The organism is Herbaspirillum camelliae, from assembly GCF_001929405.1.
GTDB classification, from domain to species: domain Bacteria; phylum Pseudomonadota; class Gammaproteobacteria; order Burkholderiales; family Burkholderiaceae_D; genus Herbaspirillum; species Herbaspirillum seropedicae.
The window spans coordinates 23,859-37,523 of record NZ_KV880769.1 but is presented as its reverse complement, the minus strand read 5'-3'; the positions used below and the strand labels follow the sequence as shown (position 1 = coordinate 37,523).

11 protein-coding genes are annotated in these 13,665 nt (G+C 62.8%); 4 read left to right on the top strand and 7 right to left on the bottom strand.

Translation table 11 applies throughout. The annotated features are described in order from the left end of the window. Positions 1 to 174: 174 nt before the first annotated feature. Both mutM and mutY read left to right on the top strand, forming a co-directional pair. Entirely contained in the window at positions 175 to 996 is an 822-nt protein-coding gene (gene mutM / locus BGK68_RS00175) for a bifunctional DNA-formamidopyrimidine glycosylase/DNA-(apurinic or apyrimidinic site) lyase (RefSeq protein ID WP_075255409.1), read from the top strand. Continuing rightward, complete coding sequence (mutY, locus tag BGK68_RS00170) at positions 993 to 2,129, top strand: A/G-specific adenine glycosylase (RefSeq protein ID WP_075255408.1); 1,137 nt, start codon at positions 993 to 995, stop codon at positions 2,127 to 2,129. The genes mutM and mutY overlap by 4 nt, the downstream gene beginning before the upstream one ends. On the opposite strand, the gene rapZ is transcribed toward mutY, so the two are convergent. The 6 genes from rapZ to ilvA form a co-directional block, all read right to left on the bottom strand. After that, positions 2,082 to 2,984 (bottom strand): RNase adapter RapZ, encoded by a 903-nt coding sequence (gene rapZ, locus BGK68_RS00165; RefSeq protein WP_198937144.1) that lies wholly within the window; start codon positions 2,982 to 2,984, stop codon positions 2,082 to 2,084. The genes mutY and rapZ overlap by 48 nt on opposite strands. 75 nt (positions 2,985 to 3,059) lie before the next feature. Next, positions 3,060 to 3,998, bottom strand: coding sequence for an HPr(Ser) kinase/phosphatase (gene hprK, locus BGK68_RS00160; RefSeq protein WP_013235845.1), 939 nt, complete (start codon positions 3,996 to 3,998; stop codon positions 3,060 to 3,062). Between the two features lie 46 nt (positions 3,999 to 4,044). Then, positions 4,045 to 4,518 (bottom strand): PTS sugar transporter subunit IIA, encoded by a 474-nt coding sequence (locus BGK68_RS00155; protein WP_075255406.1) that lies wholly within the window; start codon positions 4,516 to 4,518, stop codon positions 4,045 to 4,047. A gap of 285 nt (positions 4,519 to 4,803) precedes the next feature. Beyond that, positions 4,804 to 5,427 (bottom strand): hypothetical protein, encoded by a 624-nt coding sequence (locus BGK68_RS00150; protein ID WP_075255405.1) that lies wholly within the window; start codon positions 5,425 to 5,427, stop codon positions 4,804 to 4,806. Positions 5,428 to 5,756: 329 nt separating this feature from the next. Then, complete coding sequence (queF, locus tag BGK68_RS00145; protein WP_075255404.1) at positions 5,757 to 6,632, bottom strand: NADPH-dependent 7-cyano-7-deazaguanine reductase QueF; 876 nt, start codon at positions 6,630 to 6,632, stop codon at positions 5,757 to 5,759. Positions 6,633 to 6,716: 84 nt separating this feature from the next. Further along, positions 6,717 to 8,252 carry a threonine ammonia-lyase, biosynthetic gene (gene ilvA, locus BGK68_RS00140; RefSeq protein ID WP_257785549.1) on the bottom strand — a complete coding sequence of 512 codons (1,536 nt, stop codon included), beginning with the start codon at positions 8,250 to 8,252 and terminating at the stop codon, positions 6,717 to 6,719. A 335-nt stretch (positions 8,253 to 8,587) separates the two neighbouring features. On the opposite strand from ilvA, the gene BGK68_RS00135 reads away from it, so the two are divergent. Further along, positions 8,588 to 9,079: a YqaA family protein gene (locus tag BGK68_RS00135; RefSeq protein WP_013235840.1), complete on the top strand. Its 492-nt coding sequence runs from the start codon at positions 8,588 to 8,590 to the stop codon at positions 9,077 to 9,079. A 69-nt stretch (positions 9,080 to 9,148) separates the two neighbouring features. On the opposite strand, the gene BGK68_RS27945 is transcribed toward BGK68_RS00135, so the two are convergent. Further along, positions 9,149 to 9,286, bottom strand: a complete 138-nt coding sequence (locus BGK68_RS27945) for a hypothetical protein (protein WP_198937143.1) — start codon at positions 9,284 to 9,286, stop codon at positions 9,149 to 9,151. Between the two features lie 377 nt (positions 9,287 to 9,663). Between BGK68_RS27945 and BGK68_RS00125 the strand changes: the two genes are divergently transcribed. After that, positions 9,664 to 13,665 carry a DUF3683 domain-containing protein gene (locus BGK68_RS00125; RefSeq protein WP_075255402.1) on the top strand — a complete coding sequence of 1,334 codons (4,002 nt, stop codon included), beginning with the start codon at positions 9,664 to 9,666 and terminating at the stop codon, positions 13,663 to 13,665.

Sequence of the window (13,665 nt, the reverse complement as noted above, 5' to 3'; positions counted from 1 at the left end):
GTTTCGATTTTACGCGCAACAACTGCGGCTATGCTGACAGCGCAGTGTAATCCATCTTTGACAAGCCGCCTTGTGCAGCTTGCAATGCTTGCACCAAGGTCTTGTTTTCGGCATCTGCATTATCATATGGGCCTTCCCGGCAATGCTTGCCAGTCGTCCCGTCAAAACAGCCAGATGCCAGAATTACCAGAAGTCGAAGTCACCCGTCGCGGTGTTGCGCCCCACCTGGAGGGGCGCACCGTCAGCGGCGTCGTCATGCGCCATAGCGGCCTGCGCTGGCCCTTTCCGGTCGGCCTGGAAGCCTTGCTGCGCGGGCGCGTCATCCGCAGCACCGGCCGGCGCGGCAAGTACCTGCTGATCCATTTCGACCATGGCACGCTCATCGTGCACCTGGGCATGTCGGGCCACCTGCGCATCCTGCCGCCGGGCATCGCCCCGCAGAAGCACGATCACTTCGACCTCGAAGTCGGCGGACAGGTCATGCGCATGACCGACCCGCGCCGCTTTGGGGCCATCCTCTGGCACGACTTGGCCGATGGTGCGGTGGAAGAGCATCTGCTGCTGCGCAGCCTGGGGCTGGAGCCGCTGGAAGAAAAATTCACTGCCCGCGAGCTGTTCAAGCAGACCCGGGGGCGCAGTGCTCCCATCAAGCAAGTGCTGCTGGCCGGCGACATCGTGGTGGGCGTGGGCAACATCTATGCCTCGGAAAGCCTCTTCAAGGCGCGCATCAATCCCAAGACGGCGGCCGGCAAGATCAGCCTGCCGCGCTACGAACGCCTGGCCGAAGCCATCCGCGAGACCCTGGCCGCCGCTATCGAGCAGGGCGGCAGCAGCCTGCGCGACTTCATTGCCGTCAATGGCCAGTCGGGGTATTTCCAGCAGAATTACTTCGTCTACAACCGTACCGGCGAAGCCTGCCGCATCTGCGCCACCCCGATCCGACAGATCAAGCAGGGGCAGCGTTCCACTTTTTATTGCGTGAGCTGCCAGAAATGAAGGGTGTCGTCGAATCACGGCGCAAGGCGCCAGCCTCGGACGAGGCCGGGCAGTATGAAGACCCATCCTTCTCGGCGGCGGTCATCGCCTGGCAAAAGCAGCATGGCCGCCACAAGCTGCCCTGGCAGAACACCCGCGACGCCTATCGCGTCTGGCTCTCCGAGATCATGCTGCAGCAGACCCAGGTGGCCGCGGTCATTCCCTATTACCAGCGCTTCCTGGAACGCTGCCCGGATGTATTTGCCCTGGCCGCCGCGCCCAGCGAGGATGTCATGGCCTTGTGGAGCGGGCTGGGCTATTACACGCGCGCGCGCAACCTGCACAAGTGCGCCCAGCGCGTGGTGGAGCAATATGGCGGGCGCTTTCCGGATGATCCCGAATTGCTGGCCGACCTGCCCGGCATCGGCCGTTCCACGGCGGCGGCCATTGCGGCGTTTTCCTATGGGCGGCGCGCCGCCATCCTGGATGGCAACGTCAAGCGGGTCTTTGCGCGGGTGTTCGGCATCGATGGTTATCCGGGCGCCAAGCCCATCGAAGACAAGCTCTGGCTGCGGGCCGTGGCCTTGCTGCCTGACCAGGATATCGAATCCTATACGCAAGGCCTGATGGACCTGGGCGCGACCCTGTGCGTGCGCGGCAAGCCGGCCTGCGAGCGCTGTCCGCTGGCCGGGCGCTGCGTGGCGCTGGCGCAGGACCGCGTGGCCGAACTGCCGGTCAGCAAGCCCAGGAAGGCGGTCCCGGAAAGAGAGACGGTGATGCTGGTCATCACCCATGGTGCGGATGTCTTGCTGGAGCAGCGTCCGGACAGTGGCATCTGGGGCGGGTTGTTGTCGCTGCCCGAGATCGCCGTGGGCGCTGCGGCGCAGTTCGATACTGCCGTGCGCACGCTGGTGGCTCCCTACGGCGAGCTGCAGGGCTGCCGCAAGCTGCAACCGTTCTCGCACGTCTTTACCCACTTCAAGCTGCATGTGGCGCCTTTCCAGGTTGCCATGCAGAGCCGCAGACAGCGCATCGCCGAGGGCGGGCTGGTCTGGTATCCGGTGGCGCGGCTGGGCGAGGCGCCCCTGCCGGCCCCGGTCAAGAAACTACTGCTGGGGGCTTTGCGCAGCGACGACCTGCTGGCGGCGGTCTAGCTGGCGGTGGCGGCACACCACCTGCTCGGTGGCGCGGAAGTGGCTGGCCAGACGCTCGGCCAGGTAGACCGAACGATGCTGGCCGCCGGTGCAGCCGATGGCCACGGTCAGGTAGCTGCGGTTGTCGCGCTTGAAGGACGGCAGCCACTTTTCGACGAAGCGGCGGATGTCGTCGAACATCTCCGCCACCTCGGCATCGGCATCGAGGAAATCGATGACCGGCTGGTCGCGTCCGGTCAGCGGGCGCAGCGCCAGGTCATAGTGCGGGTTGGGCAGCATGCGCACGTCGAAGACCAGGTCGGCATCCAGCGGCAGGCCGTGCTTGAAGGCGAAGGATTCGATGAGCAGTGTCAGCGGCGAGCGCTCCAGGTCCACCAGGTCCTTGATCCAGCCGCGCAGCTTGTTGGAACTCAACTGCGAGGTATCCATCACCAGCCCGATATCCTGCATGTCGGCCAGCATTTCCTTTTCGAGTTCGATACATTCGGAGAGCGTCAGGCGGTCGCTGGGATTGCCTCCCGGCAGCAGGCGGTGTGACAGCGGGTGGCTGCGGCGGGTCTCGGAAAAGCGGGTGATCAGGGTTTCGCTGGAGGCGGTCAGGAAGAAGACCTTGACGTCGTGGCCGTCGGCGCGCAACTGGTCGATGTCCTGGCGCAGGGTGGCCAGGGAATCGGCACTGCGTGCATCGGTGGCCACGGCCAGCATGCTGGCGCCTTCCTGGATGCGGGTCTGCACCAGGTCGCTCAGCAGGGCGGGGGGCAGGTTGTCGACGCAGAAATAGCCGGCGTCTTCGAGCACGTGCAGTGCCACCGATTTGCCGGAGCCGGAGATGCCGGTGATCAGAACGATTCGCATGCCGGCAATAATAACGCATTGCGCGAGCTGTTCGCAGGGCGCGCATCCATTCCCGGTGCGCGGGAGGGATGGCGCTTATTCGCCGTTCATGGCGCGGCGCTGGCGCTCGATGAATTCCTTCAAGGTATCGATGCCGCGCAGCTGCAGGATGGTGTTGCGTACGGCGGCTTCCAGCAGCACCGCGATGTTGCGGCCCGCCGCCACGGGGATGACCACCTTGCGGATGGGCAGGCCCAGCACTTCTTCGTATTGGGCGTCCAGCGGCAGGCGCTCGTAGTTCTCTTCCAGGGTGCTGCGGCGGACCAGGTGGACGATCAGCTTGAGGCGCATCTTGCGACGCACGGCAGTCTCGCCGAAGATGGCCTTGATGTCCAGCAGGCCCAGGCCGCGCACTTCCAGCAGGTTGGCCAGCAGCGGCGGGCAGCGGCCCTCGATCATGTTGGGAGCGATGCGGGCGAATTCGACTGCGTCATCGGCCACCAGGCCGTGACTGCGCGAGATCAGTTCCAGGCCCAGTTCGCTCTTGCCCAGACCGGATTCGCCAGTGATCAGTACGCCCACCCCCAGCACATCCATGAACACCCCGTGCATGGTGATCTGCTGTGCCAGCTTCTTGGACAGGTACACGCGCAGGTAGTCGATCACCTGTGCCGCCGGCAGCGGCGTGGAAAACAGCGGGATGTTCTTTTCGTCGCAGACCGCCAGGATATCGGGCGGAGTGGACAAGCCCTGGGCGATGATGAAGGCCGGCGGCTCCCCGGTCACCAGTTCGGCGGTCTGGTAGGCGCGCGAGGTGTTGGAGAGCCGGTCGTAGTACTCGATTTCCTGGTGGCCGAAGACCTGGATACGGCCAGGGTGGATCAGGTTCAGGTGGCCGACCTGGTCAGAGGCCGAGACGGCGTCGCCGGAGATGAGGCGCTCACCGCCGGGGAAGCCGGCGAACCATCCCAGTTGCAGGGATTCACGGTTTTCTTCGTAGAGCTGCTGGATCGACAACGCGGAATAGGTGGGCATGGAGCTCCGGTCTGACTGGCGTGGCGGTGAAGGGAGGAGGGCGGCCTCAGCCGGCCTTTTCCATCGACGTCTGCCAGGTCACGATGCGGGCGTGGACCACGGCAGGATCGGGTTCATTGGTGAGTTCATGGCGGAAGGCATCGTCGGAGAACATCTCGGCGATTTCCGACAGGATTTCCAGGTGCTGCTGCGTCACGTGGTCGGGAATGAGCAGGAACACCAGCAGCTTGACCGGCTGGCCATCGGGCGACTCGAAGGGAATCGGCGCGGCCAGGCGCATGAACAGCGCCAGCGGCGCCTTCAATCCCTTGATGCGTCCGTGCGGCACGGCCACGCCATGCCCAAGCCCGGTGGAGCCAAGGCGCTCGCGAGCAAACAGGTTTTCGGAAACGGTGGAGCGGGCGATGCCGCTGTTGTTTTCGAAGGTCAGGCCGGCTTGTTCGAAAGCTCTTTTTTTGCTGGAGACTTCCAGATCCAGAACAACGTTTTCTGGAGACAGGATTTTTGCAAGATTAGTCATGACGCTCAAGGAATTGCTACAGGCTGAAGCTTTGAGCTGGATTATAGGCCTGTTTGGGAGGCAGGTAACGCTTTGAAAACGCCGAACAGGAGGTGAATTCGGGCTGAATGAAGGGAATTGCCGCAAGATGCGCCATCTGCGGCGATGATGCGCGGAAACTTGTTGCCAATCAAGTCAGTTTCCGGTGTTTTTTGAGGACTTTTCTAGAAAAATTTCGAGAGCCCCGTGTATGCAAGCGGACACACAGGCGGCACAGCGGGGCGAGCCCCGCCATGCCCGCTGATATTACATTTCGATGCGGCCGAAGATCAGCAGTACGTCGCCGTTGTTCTTGTTGGCCGACAGGCGCGGCACGTAGGCGAACATGATCTTGCCTTTCTTGGTGCCGATGGAAGCCAGTGGCAGCGGCACCGGGAAGGGCACGCTGTGGAAGTAATCCTGGCGGCTCATCAGCATGGCCGTGCCGCCCAGCCCGACTTCCAGGCCGGTCTTGGCGATCGGGAAGACCCATTCATAGGCATAGCCAGCCATGTATTGCGGGTGGCGATGTGAATCCTTGAGCACGAAACCGTACAAGGATTCATCGTTGCCCTGTTCATTGCGCAGGGTCTTGCCGTAGCCCAGGCCCCAGGCATGTTCGTTGAGCTCGTTGAGCTTTTCCTTGGTGTAGGTGCCGCGACCGTGGTGGGCGACGCCGGACAGATACAGCTCGCTTTCACCCTGGTTCCAGATGTTGGCGGCGTGGTCCTTGGTCTGTTGCCACAGGCTGTACTGGTTGTCTTCGGCGTGCGCGGCGGGGGCCAATGCGATGGCGGCGGTGGCGGTGGCCGCCAGCGCCAGGCGGCGGCAGGCGCGCAGTGGCGAAGCAGCGGTCTTGATGCGCGGATGCGAGGAGGTGGTGGTTGTCATATTTATTATCAACTACAGGGCTAAAGCCCCACGCTTCCGGTAAAGCGGAGCAGGAGCGTGGCGATGGCAGGATTGCTAAAAACGATGGTGGGACATTGCACGCCCAGGCAAGCTCATGCATGGGCCATGCAGGATTGACAGGGATTGTGCCAAAAGTTTCCCGTTATCCTTCATATTGCAGAAGGGCAAGATGTTACCAAATATGCGGCACGGCGGCAGTCCGCCAAAGGTGACAAACGTGCTTTTGCAAGATTTGCTAACAATTTTGTGACGGTGTGCGGTCCTCGATGAGGCCGCGCACCGGCAATGGGCTGCTTGCTGACCAGGGCTTATTGGCGCGCGTTGCGCAATTGCGAGGGCGGCTTGGCGCTGGAGAAATTGCTGCGCCAGGGATTGATGTCCAGCCCGCCGCGCCGCGTATAGCGGGCGTACACGGCCAGTTTCTGTGGTTTGCAGTAACGCAGGATGTCGGTGAAGATGCGTTCCACGCATTGCTCGTGGAATTCGTTGTGCTCGCGAAATCCGATGATGTACTTCAGCAGCCGCTCCTGGTCGATGGGCGCGCCCACGTACTGGATCTGCACGCTGCCCCAGTCAGGCTGGCTGGTCACCGGGCAGTTGGACTTGAGCAGGTGCGACACCAGGGTTTCTTCCACGGTGGCTTCCTCGGTATTGGCGCGCAACTGGTTGCCATCCGGATGAGCGCCGCTGGCGGCGGCTTCGATCTCCACATCCAGGCGGTCCAGCAGCAGGCCGGAGAGTTCACCGAACTGCAACTGGCCGAACTGCGCCGGTTCGGTCAGCGTCACCTGCACATGGGCGCCGGCCGCGGCGGAGAGGTCGGTGCGCATCTTGTCGATCAACTGGTCGGCGCTTTCCAGGCGCTCCTGGTTGAAGGAATTCAGATACAGCTTGAAGGACTTCGATTCGATGATATTCGGTGAATCGGCCGGCACCATGAAGGTGGCGATGGCGATCTGCGGCTTGCCGCGCAGGTTCAGCCAGGAAATTTCGTAGGCCGTCCAGAGATCCACGCCGAAGAAGGGCAGGGTGCCGCTGATCTGCAATTCGGCGCGCTTGGGCGCGCGCGGGATCGGGAACAGCAGGCTGGGGTCGTAATGGGTCGGATATTCCGAACTCTTGCCCAGGGGCGAGCTTTCTGGCGAATGGCTGGCGGGGGATGCGGACGGGTTGGTGTGGTCCATGTGAATACTCCTGCGGTGCTGCTGATGACGTTCAGTGATGCTGCCGCGGCGCGCCGCCGCTGGGGTGGCGCGCCGCGTCCGGTCTTAGCCGAGGAACAGCTTGTACAGCGGGTTCTTGCTTTCGTCCCAGTGACGATAGCCCAGTTGCGCCAGGAAGGCGCGGAATTCCTTCATTTCCTTCTTCGGCACCTGCAGGCCGATCAGGATGCGGCCCACGTCACCACCCTGGTTGCGGTAGTGGAACAGGCTGATGTTCCAGCCCGGGTTCATGCTGGAGAGGAACTTCATCAGCGCACCCGGGCGTTCCGGGAATTCGAAGCGGTACAGCAGCTCGTCGCCGGTCAGGTCGCTCTTGCCGCCGACCAGGTGGCGGATGTGGACTTTGGCCAGTTCGTCATGGGTCAGGTCGAGCACGCCAAAGCCGGCCTTCTCGAAGTTGCGGGCGATCTTGCCGGCCTCGTCGGCTGCCGACACCTGGATGCCGACGAACACGTGCGCCGCCTTGGCGTCGCTGATGCGGTAGTTGAATTCGGTGACGTTGCGCGGACCCACGGTTTCGCAGAAGCGGCGGAAGCTGCCGCGCTCTTCCGGAATGGTGACCGCGAAGACCGCTTCGCGCGCCTCGCCCGCATCGGCCATCTCGGCCACGAAGCGCAGGCGGTCGAAGTTCATGTTGGCGCCGCAGGCGATGGTGATGAGCGATTCACCCTTGATCGGCTTCTTGCTGGCCTTGGCGCGTTCCACGTAAGCCTTGGCGCCAGCTACCGCCAAGGCGCCGGCAGGCTCCACGATGCTGCGGGTATCCTGGAAGATGTCCTTGATGGCGGTGCAGACGGCGTCGGTGTCGACGATGATGACTTCGTCCACCAGCTCCTTGGCGATGCGGAAGGTTTCTTCACCGACCAGCTTGACCGCCGTGCCGTCGGAGAACAGGCCCACGTCCGGCAGCGCCACGCGGCGGCCGGCTTTGAGGCTGCGCGCCATGGCGTCCGAATCGGTGGTTTGCACGCCGATGATCTTGATGTCCGGGCGCACTGCCTTGACGTAGGAAGCCACCCCGGCAATCAGGCCGCCGCCGCCGATGGCCACGAAGATGGCGTGGATAGGGTCCGGATGCTGGCGCAGGATTTCCATGCCCACCGTGCCCTGGCCGGCGATCACGTAGGGGTCGTCGAAAGGGTGGACGAAGGTCAGCTTCTGCTTCTTTTCCAGCGTCAGCGCGTGTTCGTAGGCATCGGTGAAGGAGTCGCCGAAGAGCACCACCTCGCCGCCACGGGCCTTGACGGCGTCGATCTTGACCTGCGGGGTGGTGGTGGGCATGACGATGACCGCCCGGCACCCCAGGCGCGCGGCCGACAGCGCCACGCCCTGGGCGTGGTTGCCGGCGGAGGCGCAGATGACGCCGCGCTTCAATTGCGCCGGCGTCAGGTGGGCCATCTTGTTGTAGGCGCCGCGCAGCTTGAAGCTGAACACGCTCTGCATGTCTTCACGCTTGAAGTAAATTCGATTATCAATCCTTTGCGACAGCGTATTCGCCAGTTCCAGCGGGGTTTCTTGGGCGACGTCGTAGACGCGGGCGGTCAGGATCTTTTTCAGATAATCGTTACTCATGTTGGTCATCAGTGAAGTGAAGTCAGGCGAGCAGCAGCGGGTTCAGGCGCGGTCATATCGCAATCAGGTAAAGGGAAAAAAGGCTGGGTAAGCCGCTTGGGATTCCTGCTGGGCCGGGTCGGGCGGTAGCCGGTCGGGGCCAGGGGAACTGGACATTATAAAGGAGCCGGGGGCGGCGTCGGCAAGCGGGCGTGGCGGGCGGGGGAGAGTGAAACTTCCTTCGCTTCTTGAATTCGGGCCCGGCGGCACCAGCTAGAATGCACGCTGTGCCATTCTTCAGACAGAGTGTGAGGGATGGCGACTCGCCTGGCTGCGGCCAGCCTTCAATCTATCTTCCCGCCTGCATGATCGAATCCGCCGTCCTCTGGCTGCTCAACATCCTCGCCATTCCCACGGTGGGCCTGACCTCCGTCTTCCTGATCAGCTTCGTCTCGGCGACCTTGCTGCCGCTGGGCTCGGAGCCGGCCGTCTTCGCCGTCATCAAGGCCAGCCCGGACATGTTCTGGCCGGTGATCCTCATCGCCACGCTGGGCAACACCCTGGGCGGCATCGTCGATTACTGGATGGGCTATGGGGCCAAGCAGGCCTTCGCCAAGGAGCGCTCCACACGCTGGTTCCACTGGCTGGAACGCTTCGGCGCCAAGACCATGCTGCTGGCCTGGCTGCCCGGCATCGGCGACCCCATCTGTACCCTGGCAGGCTGGCTGCGCCTGCCGTTCTGGCCGTCGGTGGTCTATATGGCCATCGGCAAGTTCATCCGCTACGTGCTGATGACTTGGCTGCTGCTGAATGTGCCGGATGGCTTCTGGCACCGGGTGGGTGACTGGCTGGCGTAGATTGCGGCCAGCAGAATGCAGGACGGCGCCGCCAGGGCGCCGTCGTCGTCTGCAGTGCAGGTGATGGCTTCAGCCTGCCAGGGTCGGGGCCAGGCTTTCGACCAGGCGGATGGCCAGGAAGGTGGCCGTCACGCCCAGTACGGCGAAGTGGCGCGTCTTCAGCTTCATGGCCAGGCCGGTGTCTTCATTGAGGATGGCGGTGTGCATGGTGATCTCCTTGGTATGTGATCCGGCCTGCTTCAGGCCTTGCATTGGGCATAGTCGGCCAGGGTGATGGCCAGGTTTTCCAGGAATTCGGTCATCAGGGTCTGCAACATGGGATCCTCCTTGTGGGAATGGGTTCAGGGCATTTCCCTGATGTCTGGATGGATTATAGATTTTTGCAATCAATTATTAGAAATTGATTGTTTTTATAAATTCAATTGGCTAAGCCTATCGCCGCGCTAGTCGCCGCAAACGTCGCCGATCAGCCTCACAAGGCCCCGCAAAGCTCATGCAAGCCCGGCCAAAACGGGCAGCGGCCATCGCGAGTTTTGCCAATAGGCTAAAATGCACCTCCGGCAGCAGATTTACCTCATACATCGATGAACGCCCCCGCACAGATCCAGGCCTTGCTTACAGACGCGCCGCATGGCGCCACGCCCCCGCGCTTGCGCGAAATCCCGTACAACTACACTTCCTTCTCCGATCGCGAGATCGTGATCCGGTTGTTGGGCGAAGAGTCCTGGTCCCTGTTGGACGAGCTGCGCGGCAAGCGCCAGACCGGTCGTTCGGCGCGCATGCTGTATGAAGTCCTGGGCGACATCTGGGTGGTGCGCCGCAATCCCTATCTGCAGGATGACCTGCTGGACAACCCCAAGCGTCGCGCCGCACTGATCGAAGCGCTGAACCATCGCCTGAGCGAAGTCGACAAGCGCCGCCTGGCCACCGACCAGGCCGAGGCCGGCGACGCCGAGGCCCAGCGCCGCAGCGCCAGCGTGGAAGCCCTGCTGAAGGCGGCCAAGAAGGCCATCGCCGACTTCGCCGAAGAATTCCGCCAGACCTACGATTTGCGCCGCCGCGCCACCAAGGTCCTGGGCCGCTTTACCGCCAAGGACAACATCAAGTTCGACGGCCTTTCGCGTGTTTCGCACGTGACCGACGCCACCGACTGGCGCGTCGAGTACCCCTTCGTGGTGCTCACCCCCGATACCGAGGACGAGATGGCCGGCCTGGTCAAGGCCTGCATCGAACTGGGTCTGACCATCATCCCGCGCGGCGGCGGCACCGGCTATACCGGCGGCGCCATTCCGCTCACGCCCCTGTCGGCGGTCATCAATACCGAAAAGCTGGAACAACTGGGCGCGGTCGAGATGGAAATCCTGCCCGGCCTGGACAAGCCCTACGCCACCATCTACTCGGGCGCGGGCGTGGTCACCAAGCGCGTCTCGGACGCGGCCGAAAAGGCCGGTTTCGTCTTCGCGGTGGACCCGACTTCGGCCGAAGCCTCCTGCATCGGCGGCAACGTCGCCATGAACGCCGGCGGCAAGAAGGCCGTGCTGTGGGGTACCGCTCTGGACAACCTGGCCAGCTGGCGCATGGTCGATCCGCAGGGTGACTGGCTGGAAGTGACCCGCCTGGACCACAACCTGGGCAAGATCCACGACGTGGAAGTGGCGCGCTTCAAGCTGGAGTGGTCGCACCCCGGCGAAAAGGGCCAGAAGACCGAAGTCTTCAAGACCGAGATCCTGGAAATCTCCGGCAAGAAATTCCGCAAGGAAGGCCTGGGCAAGGACGTCACTGACAAATTCCTCTCGGGCCTGCCCGGCGTGCAGAAGGAAGGCTGCGACGGCCTGATCACCTCGGCCCGCTGGATCCTGCACAAGATGCCCAAGCAGACCCGCACGGTCTGCCTGGAGTTCTTCGGCCAGGCGCGCGATGCGATTCCCTCGATCGTGGAAATCAAGGATTACCTGGACGCAGAGACCAAGAAGGGCGGCGCCATCCTGGCCGGCCTGGAGCACCTGGACGAGCGCTACCTGCGCGCGGTCGGCTATGCCACCAAGTCCAAGCGCGGCGTGCTGCCCAAGATGGTGCTCATCGGCGACATCGTCGGTGATGACGAGAATGCCGTCGCCGCTGCCGCTTCGGAAGTCATCCGCATGGCCAACAACCGCGTGGGTGAAGGCTTCGTGGCCGTGAGCCCGGAAGCGCGCAAGAAATTCTGGCTGGACCGCTCGCGCACGGCGGCCATCGCCAAGCACACCAATGCCTTCAAGATCAACGAAGACGTGGTCATTCCGCTGAACCGCATGGGCGAATACACCGACGGCATCGAGCGCATCAACATCGAGCTGTCGATCAAGAACAAGCTGCAACTGCTGGCCGAACTGGACAGCTTCTTCGTCAAGGGCAGCCTGCCGTTGGGCAAGAGCGACGACGCCGAGGGTGATGACATCCCCGCCGCCGAGATGCTGGAAGACCGCGTCCACCAGGCCGAAAGCCTGCTGGAGCAGACCCATGCGCGCTGGTCCTACCTGCTGGCCAACCTGGACAAGCCGCTGGGCCAAGCCAAGGGTGAGCTGGCCGCACTGGGCCTGGAAAAGATGCTGCCGGTATTCGAGCAGCGTCTGGTCGACCAGCCCGAAGCGGCGGTCTTCCACGTGGTGCAGGACCGCACCGTGCGTATCTCCTGGAAGCAGGAAGTGCGCGCGCAGCTGCGCCAGATCTTCTCGGGCGCGGCCTTCAAGCTGATCCTGGAAGAATGCCAGGCCATCCACAAGCGCGTGCTGCGTGGCCGCGTCTTCGTGGCGCTGCACATGCACGCCGGTGATGGCAACGTCCACACCAACCTCCCGGTCAATTCCGACCATTATGAAATGCTGCAGGATGCCCACGTCGCCGTGGCGCGCATCATGAAGCTGGCCCGTTCGCTCAATGGCGTCATCTCGGGCGAGCACGGCATCGGCATTACCAAGCTGGAATTCCTGACCGAAGACGAGATCGGCGAATTCCGCGAATACAAGAAGCGCGTGGACCCCGAAGGCCGCTTCAACAAGGGCAAGCTCTTGAACCTGCCCGGCATGGAAGCCGACCTGTCCAATGCCTATACGCCTTCGTTCGGTTTGATGGGCCACGAGTCGCTGATCATGCAGCAGAGCGACATTGGTGCGATTGCCAGCAGCGTCAAGGACTGCCTGCGCTGCGGCAAGTGCAAGCCGGTCTGCTCGACCCACGTGCCGCGCGCCAACCTGCTGTACTCGCCGCGCAACAAGATCCTGGCGACCTCGCTGCTGGTGGAAGCCTTCCTCTATGAAGAGCAGACCCGTCGCGGCGTCTCCATCAAGCATTGGGAAGAGTTCGAGGACGTGGCCGACCACTGCACGGTGTGCCACAAGTGCGTCACGCCTTGCCCGGTCGATATCGACTTCGGCGATGTCTCGATGAACATGCGCAACCTGCTGCGCAAGATGGGCAAGAAGTCCTTCAATGCCGGCACCAATGCGGCCATGTTCTTCCTGAACGCCACTGACCCGGCCACCATCAACGCCACCCGCAAGGTGATGACGCAGTGGGGCTTCAAGGCGCAGCGCCTGGGCAACGACCTGATGAAGAAGTTTGCCAAGAAGCAGACCCAGAAACCGCCCGCCACCGTCGGCAAGCCGCCGGTCAAGGAGCAGGTGATCCACTTCATCAACAAGAAGATGCCGGGCAACCTGCCCAAGAAGACCGCGCGCGCGCTGCTGGATATCGAGGACGACAAGATCGTCCCCATCATCCGCAACCCCAAGACCACCACGGCCGATACGGAAGCGGTGTTCTACTTCCCGGGCTGCGGATCGGAGCGCCTGTTCTCGCAGGTCGGCCTGGCCACGCAAGCCATGCTGTGGAACGTCGGCGTGCAGACCGTGCTGCCGCCGGGCTACCTGTGCTGCGGTTATCCGCAACGCGGGACCGGCGACTTCGAAAAGGGCGAGAAGATCATCACCGACAACCGCGTGCTGTTCCATCGCATGGCCAATACGCTGAACTACCTCGACATCAAGACCGTCGTGGTGTCCTGCGGTACCTGCTACGACCAGCTGCAAGGCTATGAATTCGAGAAGATCTTCCCCGGCTGCCGCATCATCGACATCCACGAATATCTGCTGGAGAAGGGCGTCAAGCTCGAAGGCGTGACCGGTACCCGCTACATGTACCACGACCCCTGCCACAGCCCGATGAAGCAGCAGGATCCGCTGAAGACCGTCAACTCGCTCATCACCACGGTGGATGCGCAGAAGATCGAGAAGAACGATCGCTGCTGCGGCGAGTCGGGCACCTTCGGCGTATCGCGTCCGGATGTCTCGACCCAGGTCCGCTTCCGCAAGGAAGAGGAAATGCGTAAGGGCAGCGACAAGGTGCGCGCCGATGGCTTCACCGGCGACGTCAAGATCCTGACCTCCTGCCCGTCCTGCTTCCAGGGCCTGTCGCGCTACAACGAGGATGCCGGTACCACGGCTGATTACATCGTGGTCGAGATGGCGCGTCACCTGCTGGGCGAGAACTGGATGCCGGAATACGTCGAGCGCGCCAACAATGGCGGCATCGAACGTATCCTGGTGTAA

What these genes read in the sequence shown, in the direction of transcription:
- mutM (WP_075255409.1), top strand. Translation starts at nt 175, where the DNA reads ATGCCAGAATTACCAGAAGTCGAAGTCACCCGTCGCGGTGTTGCGCCC.
- mutY (WP_075255408.1), top strand. Translation starts at nt 993, where the DNA reads ATGAAGGGTGTCGTCGAATCACGGCGCAAGGCGCCAGCCTCGGACGAG.
- rapZ (WP_198937144.1), bottom strand. Translation starts at nt 2,984, where the DNA reads ATGCGAATCGTTCTGATCACCGGCATCTCCGGCTCCGGCAAATCGGTG.
- hprK (WP_013235845.1), bottom strand. Translation starts at nt 3,998, where the DNA reads ATGCCCACCTATTCCGCGTTGTCGATCCAGCAGCTCTACGAAGAAAAC.
- BGK68_RS00155 (WP_075255406.1), bottom strand. Translation starts at nt 4,518, where the DNA reads ATGACTAATCTTGCAAAAATCCTGTCTCCAGAAAACGTTGTTCTGGAT.
- BGK68_RS00150 (WP_075255405.1), bottom strand. Translation starts at nt 5,427, where the DNA reads ATGACAACCACCACCTCCTCGCATCCGCGCATCAAGACCGCTGCTTCG.
- queF (WP_075255404.1), bottom strand. Translation starts at nt 6,632, where the DNA reads ATGGACCACACCAACCCGTCCGCATCCCCCGCCAGCCATTCGCCAGAA.
- ilvA (WP_257785549.1), bottom strand. Translation starts at nt 8,252, where the DNA reads ATGACCAACATGAGTAACGATTATCTGAAAAAGATCCTGACCGCCCGC.
- BGK68_RS00135 (WP_013235840.1), top strand. Translation starts at nt 8,588, where the DNA reads ATGATCGAATCCGCCGTCCTCTGGCTGCTCAACATCCTCGCCATTCCC.
- BGK68_RS27945 (WP_198937143.1), bottom strand. Translation starts at nt 9,286, where the DNA reads ATGCACACCGCCATCCTCAATGAAGACACCGGCCTGGCCATGAAGCTG.
- BGK68_RS00125 (WP_075255402.1), top strand. Translation starts at nt 9,664, where the DNA reads ATGAACGCCCCCGCACAGATCCAGGCCTTGCTTACAGACGCGCCGCAT.